The organism is Gemmatimonas sp. (assembly GCF_031426495.1).
In the GTDB taxonomy this organism is placed as follows: domain Bacteria; phylum Gemmatimonadota; class Gemmatimonadetes; order Gemmatimonadales; family Gemmatimonadaceae; genus Gemmatimonas.
Genome location: NZ_JANPLK010000024.1, coordinates 1 through 19,109 on the forward strand (window position 1 = coordinate 1; position 19,109 = coordinate 19,109).

20 protein-coding genes and 1 pseudogene are annotated in these 19,109 nt (G+C 63.8%); 9 read left to right on the top strand and 12 right to left on the bottom strand.

Annotated elements, in window-relative coordinates; translation table 11 throughout:
• Positions 1-44: 44 nt before the first annotated feature.
• Positions 45-1,553, bottom strand: a complete 1,509-nt coding sequence (locus RMP10_RS07205; protein ID WP_310569691.1) for a Xaa-Pro aminopeptidase — start codon at positions 1,551-1,553, stop codon at positions 45-47.
• 200 nt (positions 1,554-1,753) lie between these two features.
• On the opposite strand from RMP10_RS07205, the gene RMP10_RS07210 reads away from it, so the two are divergent.
• Both RMP10_RS07210 and RMP10_RS07215 read left to right on the top strand, forming a co-directional pair.
• Entirely contained in the window at positions 1,754-2,089 is a 336-nt protein-coding gene (locus RMP10_RS07210; protein WP_310569692.1) for an AbrB/MazE/SpoVT family DNA-binding domain-containing protein, read from the top strand.
• Entirely contained in the window at positions 2,086-2,412 is a 327-nt protein-coding gene (locus tag RMP10_RS07215; RefSeq protein ID WP_310569693.1) for a type II toxin-antitoxin system PemK/MazF family toxin, read from the top strand. The genes RMP10_RS07210 and RMP10_RS07215 overlap by 4 nt, the downstream gene beginning before the upstream one ends.
• A 155-nt stretch (positions 2,413-2,567) precedes the next feature.
• Here the strand turns inward: RMP10_RS07215 and RMP10_RS07220 are convergent, their stop codons facing one another.
• The 7 genes from RMP10_RS07220 to RMP10_RS07250 form a co-directional block, all read right to left on the bottom strand.
• Positions 2,568-3,053 (bottom strand): endonuclease/exonuclease/phosphatase family protein, encoded by a 486-nt coding sequence (locus tag RMP10_RS07220; protein WP_310569694.1) that lies wholly within the window; start codon positions 3,051-3,053, stop codon positions 2,568-2,570.
• 145 nt (positions 3,054-3,198) lie between these two features.
• Positions 3,199-3,693 carry a hypothetical protein gene (locus RMP10_RS07225; RefSeq protein ID WP_310569695.1) on the bottom strand — a complete coding sequence of 165 codons (495 nt, stop codon included), beginning with the start codon at positions 3,691-3,693 and terminating at the stop codon, positions 3,199-3,201.
• Between the two features lie 531 nt (positions 3,694-4,224).
• Positions 4,225-4,821, bottom strand: coding sequence for a YggT family protein (locus RMP10_RS07230; RefSeq protein WP_310569696.1), 597 nt, complete (start codon positions 4,819-4,821; stop codon positions 4,225-4,227).
• Positions 4,822-4,859: 38 nt separating this feature from the next.
• Positions 4,860-5,219 carry a type II toxin-antitoxin system PemK/MazF family toxin gene (locus RMP10_RS07235; RefSeq protein ID WP_310569697.1) on the bottom strand — a complete coding sequence of 120 codons (360 nt, stop codon included), beginning with the start codon at positions 5,217-5,219 and terminating at the stop codon, positions 4,860-4,862.
• Positions 5,212-5,466 carry a hypothetical protein gene (locus tag RMP10_RS07240; protein WP_310569698.1) on the bottom strand — a complete coding sequence of 85 codons (255 nt, stop codon included), beginning with the start codon at positions 5,464-5,466 and terminating at the stop codon, positions 5,212-5,214. The genes RMP10_RS07235 and RMP10_RS07240 overlap by 8 nt, the downstream gene beginning before the upstream one ends.
• Positions 5,467-5,515: 49 nt before the next feature.
• Positions 5,516-6,769, bottom strand: coding sequence for a VanZ family protein (locus tag RMP10_RS07245; protein WP_310569699.1), 1,254 nt, complete (start codon positions 6,767-6,769; stop codon positions 5,516-5,518).
• Between the two features lie 65 nt (positions 6,770-6,834).
• Positions 6,835-8,007 (bottom strand): acyl-CoA dehydrogenase family protein, encoded by a 1,173-nt coding sequence (locus tag RMP10_RS07250; RefSeq protein WP_310569700.1) that lies wholly within the window; start codon positions 8,005-8,007, stop codon positions 6,835-6,837.
• A 53-nt stretch (positions 8,008-8,060) separates the two neighbouring features.
• On the opposite strand from RMP10_RS07250, the gene RMP10_RS07255 reads away from it, so the two are divergent.
• The 4 genes from RMP10_RS07255 (at position 8,061) to RMP10_RS07270 (ending at position 11,730) form a co-directional block, all read left to right on the top strand.
• Complete coding sequence (locus RMP10_RS07255; RefSeq protein WP_310569701.1) at positions 8,061-9,068, top strand: endonuclease/exonuclease/phosphatase family protein; 1,008 nt, start codon at positions 8,061-8,063, stop codon at positions 9,066-9,068.
• Between the two features lie 100 nt (positions 9,069-9,168).
• Positions 9,169-10,686, top strand: a complete 1,518-nt coding sequence (locus tag RMP10_RS07260) for an ATP-binding protein (RefSeq protein ID WP_310569702.1) — start codon at positions 9,169-9,171, stop codon at positions 10,684-10,686.
• Between the two features lie 141 nt (positions 10,687-10,827).
• Positions 10,828-11,208 (top strand): hypothetical protein, encoded by a 381-nt coding sequence (locus RMP10_RS07265; protein WP_309669443.1) that lies wholly within the window; start codon positions 10,828-10,830, stop codon positions 11,206-11,208.
• Positions 11,209-11,730 (top strand): GNAT family N-acetyltransferase, encoded by a 522-nt coding sequence (locus RMP10_RS07270; RefSeq protein WP_310569703.1) that lies wholly within the window; start codon positions 11,209-11,211, stop codon positions 11,728-11,730.
• Positions 11,731-11,778: 48 nt separating this feature from the next.
• On the opposite strand, the gene RMP10_RS07275 is transcribed toward RMP10_RS07270, so the two are convergent.
• Together RMP10_RS07275 and RMP10_RS07280 are read right to left on the bottom strand one after the other, a co-directional pair.
• Positions 11,779-12,246 carry a type II toxin-antitoxin system YhaV family toxin gene (locus RMP10_RS07275; RefSeq protein WP_310569704.1) on the bottom strand — a complete coding sequence of 156 codons (468 nt, stop codon included), beginning with the start codon at positions 12,244-12,246 and terminating at the stop codon, positions 11,779-11,781.
• Between the two features lies 1 nt (position 12,247).
• Positions 12,248-12,544 carry a type II toxin-antitoxin system PrlF family antitoxin gene (locus tag RMP10_RS07280; protein WP_310569705.1) on the bottom strand — a complete coding sequence of 99 codons (297 nt, stop codon included), beginning with the start codon at positions 12,542-12,544 and terminating at the stop codon, positions 12,248-12,250.
• 423 nt (positions 12,545-12,967) lie between these two features.
• Between RMP10_RS07280 and RMP10_RS07285 the strand changes: the two genes are divergently transcribed.
• From RMP10_RS07285 to RMP10_RS07295, 3 genes are all read left to right on the top strand, one after another.
• Positions 12,968-14,926, top strand: a complete 1,959-nt coding sequence (locus tag RMP10_RS07285; RefSeq protein WP_310569706.1) for an IPT/TIG domain-containing protein — start codon at positions 12,968-12,970, stop codon at positions 14,924-14,926.
• A gap of 34 nt (positions 14,927-14,960) precedes the next feature.
• Positions 14,961-15,509 (top strand): hypothetical protein, encoded by a 549-nt coding sequence (locus RMP10_RS07290; RefSeq protein WP_310569707.1) that lies wholly within the window; start codon positions 14,961-14,963, stop codon positions 15,507-15,509.
• Positions 15,510-15,997: 488 nt separating this feature from the next.
• Positions 15,998-17,095 (top strand): acyltransferase, encoded by a 1,098-nt coding sequence (locus tag RMP10_RS07295; RefSeq protein ID WP_310569708.1) that lies wholly within the window; start codon positions 15,998-16,000, stop codon positions 17,093-17,095.
• Between the two features lie 160 nt (positions 17,096-17,255).
• Here RMP10_RS07295 and RMP10_RS07300 read toward each other — a convergent pair.
• A protein-coding gene (locus tag RMP10_RS07300; RefSeq protein WP_310569709.1) for an IS3 family transposase occupies positions 17,256-18,685 on the bottom strand; the annotation gives its coding sequence in 2 pieces (ribosomal slippage) (positions 17,256-18,325 and positions 18,325-18,685; 1,431 coding nt in all).
• 55 nt (positions 18,686-18,740) lie between these two features.
• A pseudogene (locus tag RMP10_RS07305) lies at positions 18,741-18,947 on the bottom strand (integrase core domain-containing protein); the annotation flags it as partial.
• Between the last annotated feature and the right edge of the window lie 162 nt (positions 18,948-19,109).

The following is a 19,109-nucleotide window of genomic DNA, read 5'->3' on the forward strand; positions in this document are numbered from 1 at the left end:
AATCGAAACACAAACACCCTTTAATGCTGGTTATTTTAAACGGGTTACTTGTCTTTTAACGCCGGCTTACAACGACTCTGACCCCTTGAACCCCTTGAACTTGCCGCCCTCATCGCCGCTTCAATCTCCCGAATCTCGCGCGGGCTCTTCGTGAGCCACTCCAAACTCCCGTCGCGCGCAATCAGATAATCGTCCTCGATGCGCACGCCGATGTTGCGGAACCTGCGCACGGCAGCCGCGAGCTTCGCCGACAGCGCACTATTCCGCTCCGTCTTCGGCAGCACGTCCAATACGTTCTCGCGCACATAAATCCCCGGTTCGATCGTGAACACCGATCCCGGTTGCAGCGTCCCGTCTACCTCGTAGCGATCGGGATCGTGCACTTCGAGTCCGATGCCGTGTCCGAGTCCGTGCATGTAGAACAAGCGATACTGCTTGCACTGGCTCTTGCCGTCGGCCGAGCAGTCGTAGGTGGCGTCGGGTGACTCGATGAGACCCAAGCGCGCCAGTCCTGCAGCGAGCACCGCATTCGACGAATCGCTCATCAACCCCGCGCGACGTCCGCCGCGGGCCTGACGTTCGGCCGCGGCCTGCGCATCGCGCACCACCTGATACACCGCGCGCTGCTCGAGCGTGAACTGTCCGCCCACCGGATACGAGCGCGTCATGTCAGCCGCGTAGCCATCGAAGCTGGCGCCGATGTCGACCACTACCATCTCGCCGCGCTTCATCTGCCGGTTGTTGGCGTTGTAGTGCAGCGTCGTGCCATTCGGACCCGATCCCACGATGCTCGAGAAACTCGGCCGCTCGGCGCCCTGCCTACGGAACGCGCGTTCGAGATCAGCCTGCACTTCGTACTCGAACCCATCAGCCTTCACCGCCTTGGCCGCATCGGCGTGCGCAACCACCGTGATCGTCGTCGCGCGCGTGATCAACGCCAACTCGGCGTCACTCTTGTACGCCCGCAGCTTGCCCACCTCACGCGCAATGTTGCGCACCGGGAGTGCAGGCACGCGCAACTTCACCGCCGCGATGTACTGATCGTCGAGCGTGAGACGGTTTGCGAACCCGAGGTCGGCCACCACCTGCAACGTCGGCGCCACCGACGCCCGCAGCAGCGAATCCACCACCGCATCCAACTCCGCCATCGAGCGCCCGCGCACGCCCCACGTGGCCTCGGCGTTCTCCGGACCCACGCGATTCCCCGTCCACACTTCGCGCGACGGCTCCTTCGGTTGCACGAACACCGTCCACGCCACCGACGCGCCCTGCTTCACCCCCACCAGCGCCGCATCCGGCTCGCGCATGCCGGTGAGGTAGTAGAAATTCGTCGCCTGAAAAAAGCTGACGTAATCCTCGCGCGGCTCACGACCGCCCAGTGCCAGAATGACGCCATCGCCAACCAGCGCCGACGCCAACGCCACACGCCGCGCCGCAAACTCCGCGCGCGCAACAGCCGGCGGCGCACCCACAGGCCGCTGCCCGGCCGCGGTGACGAACGGCGCCACGGAGGCGAGGGCGGCGAAGAGAACCCACGTGAGCGAACGATGCATGAAGACCAAGGGGCCGCGGGGGCGAACGAGCGAGTCGGACAGTGAAGCTATTTGGTGGCGAACGTGTGGGCGACCAGCGGTATCACCGCTTCGGGCCCCCCTCGTAGCGGTACTTCCGCCAGCCCATACGCGTTCCTGACCAAACAGCTTCCGGCAGGAAGTCACTGGTTCGCAACCGTGGCCGTATGTACTGTTATTACATGGACCCCATCGAACTCAAAGTCGCCCGGATCGGCAACTCCCGCGGCGTTCGCCTGCCGGCCAAGACGTTGGAGCGCTATGGCATCGGCGATCGCGTGATCATGGAAGAAACCGCCGATGGCATCTTGCTCCGGCCGGATCGCACCGCGACGCCCAAGCTGACGTGGCAGGACACCGCCAGAGCGATGGCCGCTACGAGTGACGAGAGCTGGAGTGAATGGGACGCCGTTGCATCCGACGGCCTCACCGACATCACGTGGGACCGCCCGCCCATGCGCCGCGTGGCCGATTCGAAGGCCGAATATCTCGCGCGCGATAAGAAGAAGCCGAAGTGAAACGCTACGATGTCTGCTGGGCGCAGCTCGACCCCACGATCGGATCAGAGATCGCGAAGACTCGGCCGGTGGTGATCGTCAGTCTCGACGTTCTCAACGACACGCTGGAGACGGTGACGGTCTGTCCGCTCACTTCGGTGCTGCATCCGACCTGGCGCACTCGCCTCGCGGTGCGCGTGGCCAGAAAGCACGCTGAAATCGCGGTCGATCAGATCCGCACGATCAGCAAGTCACGCATCGGCGCCAAACTCGGCGCGCTCTCGGCCGCAGATGCGACGGCGCTCCGTGTGCTGATCACGGCAATGTACGGGACACGGGAGTGAACGACGCCTGCTGACAGGGAAGCTATTTGGTGGCGAACGTGTGGGCGACCGGTGGAAGCGGCGCGGCGAGCGGGGCCGTGCCTCACGCCACTATCGCTCACTCGTCGTGGCTGTACTTCCGTCAGCCCATTCACGTTCGCCACCAAATTGCTTCCCTAGCGAATTCGCGCGGTTGCCACCGTGGCCAGGTCTGCGATCATCGGCCGGTGGTCCGACCCCACATCCGCGCCCACCCAGGCCCCGCGCACCTTGAACCATTTCGGCGCGCTCAGTACGTGGTCAATGCGCAATCGCAGCAGCGTGCCTTCGTGCTTGCTGAAGCCGAAGCCCAGTCCCTTGCGGTCGAAGGCGTTGGTGAGGCCGCTCCAGTAGCGCTGGTAGATCGAACTCTCCACCGGCATGTTGAAGTCGCCGGCCACCACGATCGGGATCTCGTCCATCTTGCGCGCCGACCACACCGACGCGCGCTCGGCCTCACTCTCACGGATGCGTGCGTTCAGCGCCACGCGATCTTCGCCGTTTCCGCTCGCGCGCTGCTCCTCTTCCGGGCTCGGCACACCGGTCGCGTTGTCGGGAATCAAACCTTCGTTGCCCAGTAGCGACTCGAGTCCTTTGCGCGCCGTCTCGAGATGCAAATTCACCGCGGTAGCGAACGTGTCATACCGAGAGGGAAGCTGTTAGGTGGTGAACGTGTGGGCGACCAGCGGAAGCGGCGCTACGGCCCTATCGAAGCGGTACTTCCGGTGGCCTCGTCACATTCGCAACCCAATTGCTTCCGGTGTGAAATCACGCGGTAGCAACCGTGGCCGCCAACTCGTCGCCGCACTCCTGCATCGCCACAATACTCGGCGCATAGCGCTCGAGAATCCCCGCCAATCGCAGCTTCACAATCGCGCCGCCCTGCGCGTTCAGCGACAGCACGCGAATGTGGTTCGCCCCCGGCGCTGCAGGCGGTGTGAATCCCGCGGTCGGTACCGCCGCCCGAAAGCCCATGATCGGCATGATCGCGACGAGCGCACCCACCGCCAGCAGCTTCACCGACGTCCGCGCAAACAACAACGCCATCGGCGCCAACACCGCCAGCGGCAACAGCACCACCCACCGCGGTCCATACGCCAGCAACGTGGCCGGCAACCAGAACTCCGACACGGTGAACAGCGCAATCCACGTGGCCACCATCGCCCCCGCGTACATCACCGCCGCGCGAAACGTCCACCGCGTCGTCGCGCGTCGCGACGACCACTCCGACACATCAACCACCGGCCACTGAAGACGGGGCATCCGCGGCACTCGCGCCAGCAGCCCACTCAGGTCGACTGTGGCCCGCTTCCGCGACCGCCGCGTCGACTTCCGCTCCGACCGCCCACCTACGACTGTCTCCTTCTCCACCGGCCGCGCAATCACCACCGACCGCCCACAACGGCACTTGATCGTACGGCCAAGATGCTCGTCACCGCTGTGAATCACCGCGCCGCAGGCGCAAACGATGTTAAACGCCGGCCGCTGTGGCGAACGTGTCATTTCAAGAGGGAAGCTGTTGGGTGGCGAACGTGTGACCGACTGCCGGAATTACCGCTTCCGGCCCCCCTCGTAGCGGTACTTCCCTCGCCCCGTCACGTTCGCCACCAAATTGCTTCCGGTGGGAAGTCGCACGGTGACCACCCGTGGCCGCTGTGGCAAACGTGTCATTTCAAGAGGGAAGCTGTTAGGTAGCGAACGTGTGGCCGACTGCCGGAAGCGGCGACGAGGTGATGTCCTCTTACCTCCTCCCTGACACCCTCCCCCCTGCTTCCTAGGGTGTAAAAAGTCCGGTCATAAGAGGGCGCTCGTAATCACACTCTCTATGATCCCGAGCCCGAAGTACGCGATCAACACCGTGATATCGATCATGCCGATCGTCGGGATGACCTGGCGCAGCGGCGCGAGAAACCATTCGGTAAGCACGTACGACCAGCGCCACCACTTGGAGTACGGGCTGCCGCCGACCCAGCTCGAGATCACGCGGGCGAACAGCGCGAGCTTGAGGATGCCGAATGTCCAGCGTACCAGCAGCGCCGCCAGCGATGCGCCGGAGCCGCTCATGTACGCCAGCATCATGAGCTGATCGCGCACGAAGCCCACGGCCGAGAGCAGGATGAGTCCACCCACGATCACGGCGGCCAGGGCCCACCAGGGGGCGGCGTACGGCGTGCCGCCGGCGCGCATGATGCGGCGCTCCATGGGGGCGATCAGCCACGGGTCCACCTTGTCGCGGGTGAAGCGCGCGAAGGGGGAGAAGGGCGAGATCTTGCGGGTGCGTACGCTGTACGACACCACGGCCGCGACGGCGGCAAAGGCGCCCGCCACGAAGACCGCGGGGCGCAGCACGCCGAGGAGCAAATCGAGAACACCGACGAGGGATCCGAGCATAACCGAATGATACTCCTCAGGCGTGTGTTCGGCGGGGACTAAAGCCCCAGTAGAACGCGGACGTACTTCTGTACGCTTTCGATTCTCGGGTAGGTGACCTCACCCATGCGGCGCACCAGTCGATCTTTGGAGATCGAACGCAGGTCCTCGCACTTGATGTAGCTGTCGAACGTCAATCCCGCCTCACCGGCCGGCACAAGTACATGGGTGGGAATTCGGCGCTCGGTCTTCGTTATGGGCACTACGATCACCAAGTCGGCCGGGCCTTGATTGAACTTGTCCACCGAGAGGACGAGCGCCGGCCGCATGCCGTCCTGCTCGCGGCCCCGCGTCGGGCTGAGGTCAACCATCCACACGTCGCCGCGTGAGGGCATGGCCTGTCGCTCGACGCTACTCATTGGCGTGGTCCAATGCCGAGCCACTGTGCGCGGTGGCGTCCCACGCCATTCGCTCGGCCTGTTCTTCTCTCCATGCGACTGGATCAGCCTTGAGCTGCGCAAAGGCCGCGTTGATCTCGTCGAGCAGCCGCTCTCGATGGTAGCTCTCCAGCGCCTCGTGGATGATCTCCTGGTGCTGCTTGCCGGTCTGCGCGGCCAACGCCTGTAGAAGCGCGTGGTCGCTATCTAGAATTCGCGTCGTTGCCAAAGTGACTCCTCCGGTTACAGGGCGGTGTACTGACTGGAATACAAAGTAGTCAACTTCGCCGCACCGCGTAGCGCCCCGCCGCAGCGCCTGCGGCCAGTAGCGCCATCATGATCACCCAGTCGCGCGCCCCGATCGGCGCCACGCCGAAGAACCGAGGCATGGCCGCCGCGCCCACCCAGAGCCACAGCATCGCGATGCCCAGCACGCGCCCACTCCGTGCGGCAGCCTGAATTCCCCACCATCCGATCGGCACCATCAACGCAGCAAGCCAGCAGATATGCGCCAATAGCTCGAAATTCCCACCGATTGAGAACACGGTCTGGATCAGCGCCCACCCGATCACCGGCGTCAGCGCCATCGCCCGTGATCCCGTGAACGCCGCCGACGTGGCCGACAGCCGCAGCGTATCCGGCGCGCTCCACGCCTCGAGCACCACCGGCCGCGGGTCGGCCACCGAGCGCCCGGCGAAAACCCCCGGCAGCGAGAGCGTCGGCATGGCCAGCCCCCAGTCCCACGCCCGTCGCGTGACTACCAGCTTCGCTGCCAGGTCTTCCTCGCCCACGAAGGCCACCGCCGACGAGTCGCCGGCTTCGCCTCTGGACACGTGCAGATACCCGATCGGCACCAACGCGCCCCCCTCTTCGCGCCCGCGCAGCACCACCCGCATGGCCACCGTGGCCGGCTCGCGCGACACCGCCACCATGAGCGGCCCTGTCCCGCGATGCGTGGTCGTGAAGCCGTTCACCACCAGCGTGTCGGCAAGCCCGCCAAACCACCCATGCCCCGGCGTAAACGGCAGCGCACTCACGCCGTACGTCGTGCGCGCCGTGCGGTCGAGCGCCGACTCCCCCCACGGCGCATCAAGCTCCCCCGACCGCGGCCCCAGCGCCGCACTGGTGAGCGCGAAAAGCAGCACCACCCCAGCCGCCCACCCCCAAGCCAGTCGCACCGCCACCCGCCATGACGCCGGAAACAGCCACCCCCGCAGCGCCAGCACCCACACCCCCACCAATCCACCCAACCCATTCGCCACCACATCCGCCCAAGCCGCCGAGCGCGCCGGCGGCACACCAATCGACTGCAGCCACTCCACCCCCAGCGAAAACCCCGCCGAAAGCAGCAGCACCACCCACCACCGCAGCCCCAACATCGCGAGCGCCAACCCAAAGGGCGCAAACAACACCACGTTGCTGATGCCGTCCGTCAGCCACAAACCACCGCACGCCAAACACCACCGCGGCGGCATACTCGCCACATCAATCGCCCCATACGGCGCCAGCGTAGCAAGCAGTACGAGCAGCACGCTCCCCGCCAGCAGAAGCCGCCCCAAGACTCCCTACCCCCGACTCCCGACCCCTTACTTCGCCGTTATCGAAGCACCGCCTTCGCGATCGTCTGCAACTGCATATTGCTCGTCCCCTCGTAAATCGTGCCGATCTTCGCGTCGCGATAAAACTTCTCCACCGGATACTCGCGCGTATACCCATACCCGCCGAACAGCTCCACGCACAGCGACGTCACGCGCTCGGCCATCTGCGACGAGTACAACTTCGCCATCGCCCCTTCACGCGCGATGTCCTGGCCCGCGTCCTTCAAGCGCGCCGCGTTGTACACCATAAGCCGTGCCGCTTCGAGCTCGGTAGCCGCCTGCGCCACCTGGAACTGAATGCCTTGGAATTCCGCGAGCGACTTGCCGAACTGCTTGCGCTCCTTCAAGTGCGCCACCGCCGCCGTCATCGCGCCCTGCGCCACGCCGATCATCTGCGCACCGATACCGATGCGACCTTCGTTCAGCGTTTCGATCGCGATCTTGTAACCGGTGCCCACGTCACCCAACACATTCGCGTCACTCACGAACGTGTTCTCGAAGTGCAGCGATGTCGTGCTCGACGCGCAGATGCCGAGCTTGTGTTCCTTCTTGCCTACCGAGAAGCCGGTCGCGCCACGCTCCACGATGAACGCCGTGATCCCCTTGTAGCCCATGTCGGGACGCGTGTTCGCGAACACCACGAACACATCGGCCTCACCGCCATTCGTGATCCACGCCTTCGATCCGTTCAGCGTCCAGCCGCCGTCTACTTTCTCGGCGCGCGTGGCCAAGCCGAACGCGTCTGACCCGGAGCCCGGCTCCGACAGCGCATAGGCGCCGATCGTGCCCGCTGTCATGCGCGGCAGAATGCGCGCGCGCTGTTCGGCGTTGCCGTAGCGGTACAGCGGGTAGTTCACGAGCGTGTTCTGCACATCCACCTGAATGGCGGCCGATGCGTCTACCTTACTCAGTTCTTCCACGGCGATGGCGACCATCATGAGCGATCCGCCGGCGCCACCGAACTCGTCGGGCAGTTCAATGCCCATAAGTCCCAGTTCGACGAACTTCGCGGTCAGTGCGGGGTCGATCTTCCCGGCGTCCTCCATCTCACGAACGCGAGGCCGCACCTCTTGCTCGGCCAGATCGGCCACGGCCGCGCGGAACAGCTCCTCCTCCTCGGAGAACATCGTGAGGGGGGCGCGGGTGAGGTCGGAAGAAGACGGAGCAGTCATCGCCATCGGGGTATGGGGGAGTCGTCCTTGGGATTTAAGGAGCGAGACAGCGAATGAGAAGCGGTAAAGCCCGCCGGGTGGTCACGGTCGCGGTGGTCAGCTACGCGGTCGGCATGGCGCTCGTGGCCGCGGCCGTGGCCATCGCCGGCGACAGCAACGCCCTCGGCATGCTGCTGCTGTTCGGCCCGAGGTGGCTGCTGGTGTTTCCGTGGGCCCTGCTGGTGCCGCTGTCGCTTGCGGCGCGCCGGTGGGTGACGGCCGCTGCCATCGTGGGCAGTGTGGTCACGCTGTTCCAGGTGAGCGGCTTCGAGATGCCGAGCGCACAGTCGCTACGACATTCGATACGAAGCGTTATGAGGAGCGGAGCAGGGGCGGGTAAGGCGTTGCGGGTCGTGACCTACAATACCGATCGCTCGGCTACGTTGGCGCAGCGCATGGACACCGACCTGCTGGCGTGGGACGCCGATGTGATCGTGATGCAGGACTGCGCGCCCGAGGTGGCGGCGGCGATGCAGACTGCGGGCACGAGATACCAGATGTTCCGCTCATCCGAATTCTGCATTGCCACGCGATTGCCGATGCGATCACCGGTGCAGCTGCACGGCTCACGCAAAGAAGGGCGGGCGGTGGTGTTCAGCGTGGAGTGGCAGGGCGCGCCGATTCGTATCGGTACGGTGCATTTGCCGAGTCCACGGACCGCGTTGTGGGCCGCGCGGCGCGGGAGTGGCGATCTGCTCGAGGAGAGCGTGCAGCAGCGCGCCGAGGCCTCGGGGGCGATCGCGGCCTGGATGCGGGAGGGGGAGCGTGGCCCCATCGTGGTAGCCGGCGACTTCAACTTGCCCGTAGAGTCGCAGGCGCTGCGTCATGACTGGATGTGGTTGCGCAACGCCTTCAGCGACGCCGGGTGGGGCTTCGGCCACACCATGTTCGCCGGCCGGCACCGGGTGCGCATCGACCACGTGCTGGTGTCGCGCGAGTTCACGGTGCGCGGCGCCCGCGTGCTGAGTGGGTTCCCGTCGGAGCATCAACCGGTGGTGGCGGAGCTTGAGCTTGTTCCGTAGTCGGTTTGACGTCACGTGGCTTATAGAGTACAGTGCTTATGTAGTGTATTGCATAAGCTATGTATAGATCGAGGCCAATCGTCCTCAACCGGCCCATCCTATGTCACCGACCCGGGAATCAGCCCGCCTTCCACTGTTTGTCGATCGCGAAAGCGAGCGGGCGCAGCTTCGAGCGTTGCTGAAGCGCCCCGGGCCGAGCCTGGCGCTGGTGACCGGACGTCGTCGCGTGGGCAAGACGTACCTGCTCATCAATACGTGGCCAGAGGCGCAGACCTTCTATTTCGTAGCCGCCGAAGGAACCAGCACGATCAATCGGCGCGAGCTGGTGCAGTCCATCGCGCGGCACTTCGCCCTGGCACTCGACCCGGCGGACTACCCGACGTGGCGCACGGTATTCAGGCTGCTGTACGAACTCCGAACGCCCGAGCCTCTGGTCGTGATCCTCGACGAATTCCAGTACCTCATGGGAACCAAGGACGGCGTGCCCTCGCAGCTCAACGCGATCCACGACGTGCATCGTGACGATCGACCGTTCGTGCTGGTGCTCTGCGGTTCCGCCGTGCGGACGATGGAGCATCTCAACGCGGGAGACGCACCACTCTATGGCCGCTTCGCCCGGACGATTCGTGTGGCGCCGTTCGACTACTTCGATGCCGCTGCACTCGTGCCTGTCTCGTCGAATCGGGAGCGCGCCATCGCCTACGGCATCGTAGGCGGCACACCCCGATACCTGCGTGCCTTTCAGTCAGACCGAAGCCTGCAAGAGAATGTTGCGGCCGAGGTGCTCGCTCCAGGCGGGCAGATCAGGATGCAGATCGAATCGTTGATCGATCAAGAGCGGGGACTTCGGAAGACTGAAGAGTACAAAGCCATTCTTCGCGCCATCGGTGCCGGCCACACGAGTGCGCAGGAGATTGCGTCGTACGTCGACATGGCGCACGACATCACGTCGCTACGGCGCATGCTGGATCGCCTCGTCGAGCTCGGGTACGTCCGCGCCGAGCGCAATTTCGCGGCACGGCGCACGTCTCCGTATCGATATCGGCTCGATGACCCGGCGTTGCAGTTTCACGCCAAAATGGTCTCGCTGTTCCGCTCGGAGCTGGCCACGTACGACCCTGCGGAAGTCTGGGAACGCGAGATCGCGCCAGCGCGCCTGGATACGTACATGGGTGCGATCTTCGAACGCATTGCGGCCGAGGGATATCAACGCCATCGCCAGCGGCTCGGACTTCCCATGATTGAACACTGGGGCCGCTGGGAGGGGACCGTCACTCCGCAGCGCGGGAGGGGAGAGCCGCGTTCCTTCGAGGTGGACATCGTCGCGTCACTCACTGATGGACGCATGCTCACCGGCGCTATCAAGTGGGGAGACCTTGGCCTCGACGTCCACGCGAAGCACCTGCGCGAACTCGCGGTGCTGGCCGATGCCGGTCAGACATGGGCACGCGAGGCGCTCCGTCCGAACGCTCCGCTGCTCTACGTAACCGGCAAAACGCTCTCCGCTGATTTCAAGGAGAGAGCCGAGCAGGATGGTCACCCCGTGTACACGCTCACGATGGAAGACCTCTACCACGGGCTGATGCCGGCGGTGATGCCGGCGGTCTCCGGTGGTTGACGGCAGCAGCCCTGAAGGGGTCCGCGTGTCGCAACTGCGGCCATCACGTAATGAATACGTAGTAATTGCGTATTTTATATGTAGTCAGTAATTAAAGAGAGGCCCAGACGCCGTTCGTTCTTTCCTGGAGAGACAACGTCCATGTCGAACACGAAAACGCCCATGAACCGCTTGGACACCAGCGTCACGGATGCGCTCACGATCCAAAAAGCACAGCGACTGATGGCGCGCCTTCAGGTAGGCAACGCCGACCTCTATCGCTACGCGCTTGATGCGCTCGACTGGTGCGTGCGCCAGCGCCAAGAGGGCCGCCAGATCGCGAGTCTGGGGCCAACGGCGATGGTCCGTGAACTGTCGGCCCCGTACCTCGAGGCCGCGACACTCGACGATCGGGTGGTGTATCTCGACGGCGCGGCGTTCGACCAGATCGTTTCCCTAAACGCTGCGCATACAACGCCGTCGGACGAGCTTCGGGCGCTCATGGAAGAGGCCCGGGAGCGCGCTGCCGCAGCGGTGCGCTAGGTGGTCACGGGCACTATTGGGCCGCTGCAAATCCGTCCGCTGGAACGACGTGATTGCAAGGGCGGATTCTCGTGTGGCGTACCCGCCCTCGACGCGTATCTGCCGAACTTCGCCTGGCAGCACGAACAGCGCGGAATCGCTCGCGTGTACGTGCTGGAGCGTATGGGCGGCGAGTCGGGGGTACTGGGGTTCTACACCCTCTCGGCGAGAAGCGTACGCAAGGCGGACATTCAGGAGGCGGTGACACACTCCCTGCCGACGTTCGATATCCCTGTTTTCTACATCGGCAGCTTTGCCGTCTCGAGCTCCGCGAAACGACAGGGCTACGGCCGTCAGCTGCTCGGCGACGCCTTGTACCGATGCGTTCAGGGGGCTGAAGCCGTTGGGGCGCATGGTGTCTACCTCGACTCGCTGTCTGACGAGAGCACGTCGTTCTACCGCTCAATGGGCTTCGTGGCAATCGGCAGCGCCAAGACGCCTCAGCCCGTGTATCTCCCGATGACCACATTGCGAATGGCCTAAACAATGGCCTTGTGATCGAGTCCGGCAGTCCAGTCGGTCCCATCTTTCCTACGCAACCTTGCCCACGTCGGACGTCCACACGGCGCACGCGTCGCTCAACTCCTGCCACGAAGACGGAGGCTTGCCGCGCTCGAGCATGGATCGAAACACCGTATAAGGATCGTTTTTCGAGCCAGATTTTCGAAGCGTCTCTTCGTCGTTCAGCCACGCGAACACGATGAGCTTCGCATCGCTGCGATAGCGAAAGAAGAGGCGAAAGCGGCGGTTGAACTTCGCACGCCGCCAGAACTTCGCATCGTCGCCCAGCGTGGTGCCGAGTTGATAGCGCTCATGGCTTGGGTCACTCGGGATTTCCGTGAGCGCAACGTCAGCCAGGCGCTTCAGGAACTTCGTACTCGGATGATCTCGGTAGCCGTCGGGGTCCTGTGCTTTGAGCCGCACGACCTCACTCACGAGAGCGTCCCACGAGGTCGCGAACGCCTGCCATCGCAGCAGGGTCCAGCCGTTGCGCCGCACGCTACGGCAGGTGGAAATCGTCTGAAAACGCCGTGTCGTCGCTGGCCTCGACTCCCTCGACGAGCGACGCGATGAGCGCGATCTGCGCCCGGTCGATCGGCGTGAACAGCGTCGGGTTCGAGGACATCTGCTGATCCATGAAGGCGAGGAAGGCGCCGAGCATCGGGTCCGCCTCCACCTCGGCCACTGTCTCTTCGTGGCCGTTCGCCCTCACGAGCAGCCGGCCGGGGGCGATCACATCGACCACGTATTCGCCGGAGGCAAACTCCGGATGATCGCGGTAGAGGGCGGCGTCCAAGCGAAGTCCCCTGGAGTTTCCGACCTTCGTGGCGGTCGCGTGAAATGACATGCGAACCTCAGGGTGAATTGAACGACGTAGTAACAAATGTACTAACGCAAACACTGCAATCAAGACCCGCGAGACCGCAGCGCGTCACGAAGGTCAGTTCTCTCGTTTTATGGTCGAGTCCGGCACGCCAGTTGCTCCCTTCCTTGCAGAGTGAAGGATCGGGCCCACACGGTGACTGTCGAGCATATGACCATAACTGCATCCAATTCAACGACTTCCAAGATCGGCGCCGAATTTCGGCGTGCGACGCGTGCCGCGAGTGTGATGGCATGCGCTTTGGGGGTGTTGCAGGGATGCAGCGGCGCTGACGCAGTCGCTCCGCTGTCTGTAGCAAAGCCGCCCGTCGCGCCGCCGATTTCCGGGACGAACGCCGTGCCGGCGATCCCTCGTTTGGCGCAGTTCTCACCCGATACGCTGGTGTCCGGTGCCTCGGTGGTCATCACCGGCGAGAACCTCGCCCACGCCATCGACTCCATCAGCCTGACCGTCGGCGGCGTGGTGCTGCAGGTCCGTAGCGCGTCGGACACCCGCATCGATGCCTTCGTGCCCGCTGGCGCGCTGCCCTGCGCCGCCACTGCCACGCAGCCTGTCACCCTCACCGTTGCCGGTACCGTGCTTACGGCCACCGTGCCGGTGCGCGCCGCCAACCGCCTGGTGCTCAAGGCCGGCGAGTCGGCCAATCTGCTCTCGGCCGATGACGTGCGCTGCACAGAACTCGTGGCCCCGACCACCGGCACCGCCCGCTACATGCTGGCCGTGGTGAACACTAGCAGCGTGGCCTCGGCCAGCAGCGCCTTCGAACTGCGCGGCACGGGCACTGGCGCGATGGCCGGCCAGATGTCGGCCATGAAGAACCCGCAGGCGTTCGGCAGCATGGTGTCGGCGTCGTCGCCGAACAGCTTGATCAACGCCTCGCTGCTGCCGGGCCTGCGCACCGAATCGCTGGTGGCGCAGCAGGCATTGGCGGCCGAGTCGCGGCACGATGATCAGCTCGACGCGCAGCGCACGATCGCTGCCCGCTCCGGCTCGGCCACCACGCAGTGGGTCGCGGCACGGGCCGAGAAGATGAATCGCCTCGGCGTCGCGATGGCCTCGAGTGCCGCCGCGCTGAACGTGGGCGACGTGATCACGATGAAGGCGATCTACAACAGCTGCAGCGCTGGTCGCGATGTGCAGGCCCGCGTGGTGTACGCCGGCTTGCGCGCCGTGGTGCTGGAAGACGTGGCCGCCCCGCGCGCCCGCACGATGGACGCCGACTATCGCGCCATCGGTGACGAGTTCGACCGCGTGCAGTATCCGCTGCTGCGCGACAACATCGGCGACCCGTTGGCGATGAACGGGGCCATGAACGGCGACGGCCGCGTGACGATGCTGTTCACGCGCTTCGTGAACGATTCCGTGGCCGGTACGGCGGGCTATGTGAGCGCGTGCAACTTCTATCCGAAGAGCACCTTCGCCGCGAGCAACGAGAACGAAGTGTTCTACGCGCGGGTGGCCACGGCCACCGAAACGCCGGCCGACTGGCGTCGTGCCATGCGCAGCACGGTGATCCACGAAGGGAAGCACCTGGCCAGCTTCGCCGAGCGGTTGGCGAGCAACCTGCCGTTCGAAGAGTCGTGGCTGGAAGAGAGCACGGCGCGCATCGCCGAAGAGCTGTACTCGCGCACCTTCACGAGCGGCGGAAGCTGGAAGGGCAACACCGGCTTCGCCACCACGGTGCGGTGCGAGGTGTACCAGTGCGACGACCGTCCGCTGATGATGTGGAAGCACTTCTCGATGCTGCACCAGTACCTGCGCGGCGTGGACACCCTGTCGCCGTTGGGCGCGTCGACGAACAACGACGTGACCTTCTACGCCAGCGGCTGGTCGCTGGTGCGTTGGGCGGCCGACCAGTACGCCACCAGCGAAGGCGCGTGGCTCAAGGCGCTGGTGAAGGGCGGGGCCCAAACCGGCCTGGCCAACCTCGCGCAGCGCACCGGCCGCCCGGCGGGCGAACTGCTGGCCGATTGGGCGCTAGCCAACGCGGTGGACGACGTGGCCGGCTTCACCCCGGCGCGCAAGCAGCTGAGCTTCCCGAGCTGGAACGTGGCCGATGTGTGGAGCGGCCTGGCGGGTACGTACCCGGGCGCGTTCTCGGCCGCTCCTTTACGGGCGCGGGCGATGAGCTTTGGGTCGTTCACGCTGCCCGTGCAGCAGCTGCGGGCGTTCAGCAGCAGCTACTTCAGCTTTGACGGCGCGCAGGCGGGGGGGCAGTTGATCGAACTGCGGGGGGAGGGTGGGACGACGCCGGCGCCGGCGGGATTGCGGGTGGCGGTGGTGCGGGTGGAGTAGGGGGAACCATTCGAGGTGGGAGACGGTCGGCATCTTGGCATTCGAGAATGCTACGAAAGACGGCGTTTACGGTCGTGAGACGGTGGAGTGTGATGACGGGCTCGGAAGAAATTCGTTCTGTGCAAACATTCCGTCTGCTTGGTCATCGATGCACGCAAAGCTTGCGCGGACAGTACTGACGCTGCTCATTGCCGTCAGCATTACAAATGCCCGTCCGATCCTTGGACAAGCTACGCCGAAACAGTGGAGCTTCGCGGACGGTGGCAATGGGCATTGGTACCAGATCTTTTCTGCGGTGCCGGGCGGGCAAGAGGCGAATCTGCAGTTCACGGGAATGACGTGGAACGGTCAGAGCGGCCATCTGGCGTCCCTAACGAGCCGCGCGAAGAATGACTTCGTTGCCTCGTCTCTTGCTATACCCTTGCTCCTTCTGCCTCTTTACGGCTTCTGGATTGGCGCAGTTCAAGACCGCGATGTTTCCATCCTCGACCGCCTACTGCATGATGCACATCGCCTCACCCACACCGCCGGCTCCCTCCGCCGTCTCTCCAGTGCGGACACGACTCCAGAACCGGTGGATTAACTGATCCCGTGGCGTCCGCTAACTCGGCGATCGGCATAGACCGAAACGGCTGATCAACTTGGTCCGAAACGCGTAATCGCCTAGGTCCGAAATGCGTGGTCGACATCGCCGAAATACGCACATCACGGCACGAGGGATGCGCCCCCTGCCCGAATAGATCCTGACTGCACAATTCTCTTCGGTGAATCAACGAAATCTCATTCCGGCGATGACAACTGAGCATCGGCGATCAATCGGACTTCTCGGCGTAGCAATTTCAGCGCTATCTTTGATCAGTTGAAGGTGCGCACTGGTTTTGTCGCTTTGTAGCTATTGAGCCTGCGCGTCCGGTAAATGGTGGCGCGGTGTTGACCACTACAATTCTCGCGTGACGATCGACAGGCCGATGCCTCCTTAACTCTTGTTTCGGCGGTGTCCTCATGCCGCATTCGCGCCTTCGTGTCTTCACCCCACCCTCGACAACTAGTCCGCTGACGAGCCCTCCATCAGTGCATGCGCCGCCGCGCACAAGTGCCCAGACCACCCCCAAACTATTGGGGCTGGAGATTGTCCGCTTTCTTTCGGCGCTGGCCGTACTGGTCTGGCACTATCAGCACTTTTTCTATGTTGCCGATGCGCCGTTAAGCTTTGATCGCCCGAGCCAGCCGTTCTTTACGACACTGCGGCTGTTCTACGAATTCGGTAATTATGGAGTCCAGCTCTTTTGGTGCATCAGTGGCTTCATATTCTTTTGGAAATATCGGGAGATAATCGCCAGTCGAGCTATCGGCCCTATGAAATTCTTCGCATTGCGTTTTTCCAGGCTGTACCCTCTTCATCTCGCTACGCTACTAGCGACAGGAGCACTGCAGTCGCTCTATCTAAGCACCCATCAGCGGCCGTTTGTCTATCAGTTCAATGACCTTCGTCATTTTATACTTCAGCTTGGACTAGCCGGAAGCTGGGGGCTGGAGCGCGGCTATAGTTTCAATGGGCCCAGCTGGTCTGTTTCGGTGGAAGTGCTGGTCTACTTCGTGTTCTTCGTGACGCTTCGCCATGTGAGTCGGTCGTCGCTGGTGAATTTGGCGATGGTAAGTGCATGCCTGCTGCTTCAACAGTATAGGGACTACCCACTGGTGGAGTCGCTCGCCTTCTTCTACGCGGGCGGGCTCTCAGCCATCGCGTACCGGCACTACCAAGCCAAGGGGCGCCAGCGGCGGGCTTTGACTGCAACGGTTCTGGCGGTGTTCGTACTACCCGCGGCCACCTCAATGGCAGGAGTGTTGAAATCCGAGGCGATGTTACGCCACTTTCTAGTACTCTACGTTCCACTTCTACTTTTTCTCTGCGCTACAGAGTTCACATTGCCGCCTCGACTCCAGAAGGGAATTGAAGTAGCTGGCAACATGACTTACTCCAGTTATCTGATCCACTTTCCGCTGCAGCTACTTATTGTCTACGGCTTCGGAGTGCTTGATCGCTCGGTCCCCGTCCACAGCTCAATCTTCTTTTTGGCGTTTTTTTCGGCCACGTTCAGTTTGTCATACGTGGTCTATCGTTACTTCGAAGTTCCGGCGCAGAGACTGGTACGGCGCATCATCGCCTGACGCGGCGGATCGCAGAGTGAACCGCCCCGGGTTTTCAGGAGACTGGTTTAGTTGAGAACACCCACCACGGAGTGGGTATTCTGTGCCTCGCAATAGTGCGCCTCAAACTCCGCCGACGGCGGAACCTGTCAATGAGTTTGAGACACAGGGTGGGTGGGGTTTACTGAGCGACGTCGTCTGACGGTCGCGGTGTGGGGGGATTGATCCACGCGGCGGTCGGTAGCGCGCGTGGGGTGGGCAGACCATGGACAAAGCGTTCCGGACGCGCGGCGTAGGCGGCGGTGAGGACGTTAGCGCGCGCGGTGTTGCGCGCCTCGGCGAGCGCGTGATGCACGTCGTACGGCGTGTGCAGTCCGAGCCCGCTGTGGTGATGCTCGGTGTTGTACCAGCGAAAGAAATCGACGCAGTGCGCGCGCGCGTCTTCGAGCGAGCCAAAGCGCGTGGGGAAATCCCGGCGATACTTGAGTGTCTTGCACTGCGCTTCCGAGTACGGATTGTCGTTCGAGACGGAGGGGCGCGAATGCGACTTGGTCACGCCGAGATCGGCGAGCAGGTGCGCGACCGGCTGCGAGACCATCGACGATCCGCGATCCGCATGCAGGGTGAGTTGATTGGGCCCGATGCCTTCGCGCGCACAACAGGCGGCGATGAGTCGCTCCGCGAGGAGTGCCGATTCGCGCGGCGCGACCATCCAGCCCACGACGTTGCGACTGAACACGTCGAGGATCACGTACTGGTGATACCACGACCAGGTCGCCGGTCCTTTGAGTTTGGTGATATCCCAACTCCACAACTGATTCGGCGCGGTCGCGAGCAACTCGGGCGCGGTGTACACCGGGTGTCGCTGTTGCGCGCGCCGCTCTCGAATCTCGTCGTGCGCGGCTAAGAGCCGGTACATGGTGCGCTCGGCGCAGTGATACACGCCTTCATCCAGCAGCGTCGCATACACCTGGGCCGGCGCTAGGTCGACGAAGCGGTCCTCGTGCAGCACGTCGAGGATCCGTTGTTGTTCGACGGGCGCCAGCGCACGTGGTGGCGAGCGGCGGGGCACGGCGCACGTGGGCCGCTCGGCGCGTCGCCGCGCCCGATAGTACGTCGCCGGCGCGACCCCAAGGCTCGCACAGAGCCCGCGCAGGGACGTTGCCGCCCCATGCGTCGTGACCGTACTCACGAGCGCGTCTCGGTGGACTCGTCGTGCGGTGGCAGTGTCAGGCCCAAGAGCTGCGAGAACGTTTTGTGGGCGTCGATGATGAGCTCCGCACGCTCCGCGCGCGCGGTCGCCTTCGCCAACGCGCACTCCAGCTCGACGATCTGCGTTCGCGAGGGATCGACGGTCGACGGCGCGGGCCCGCGACGCTTGGTCGGGCCCTGCAAGTCGCCGCGTCGCTGCACCGCGCGCCACATGGCAAGATGCGACGAGTATAGGCCTTCCCGACGCAGGAGCGCACCGAGCTCGCCCGGCTTCGTGCACGCGTCAGCGGCGGCGAGGATCTGCAGTTTGTAGGTCGCGGTGAACTGGCGACGGGTCCGGGTCGGCGACACCCGGGTATCATGGAGAAGCAACGGAGAAACGGAAAGAGCGGACGACATGGGAACAGCCTCGATCACCCTCGTACACTAAACTCGGGATGGATCGGTGTCTCACTCATATTGGCAGAGAGGGCGGAACATAGCCCAGCGGTTCCAGCAACCGCTCTTGATTGAACCAAGCGAACCATTCCAGGGTCGCCATCTCGACGTCCCCGAACCCCCGCCACGGTCCGTCCCGATGGATCACCTCGGTCTTGAACTATCCGATGACCGTTTCGGCGAGCGCGTTATCGGAGGCATCGTCAACGCTGCCTCCGGAAGGCGGCCGGTGTACCGCCTGGAGACGTATTGGGCGGATTCAATCGGTCGTCGCAACACCGGGTTGTGCGACAGATTTTAGATGGTCGTTCAGCGCCTCTGCCGGCGTCTTCCATCCTAACGTTTTGCGCGGCCTATTGTTGAAAGCCAGTGCGACGGCTTGCAG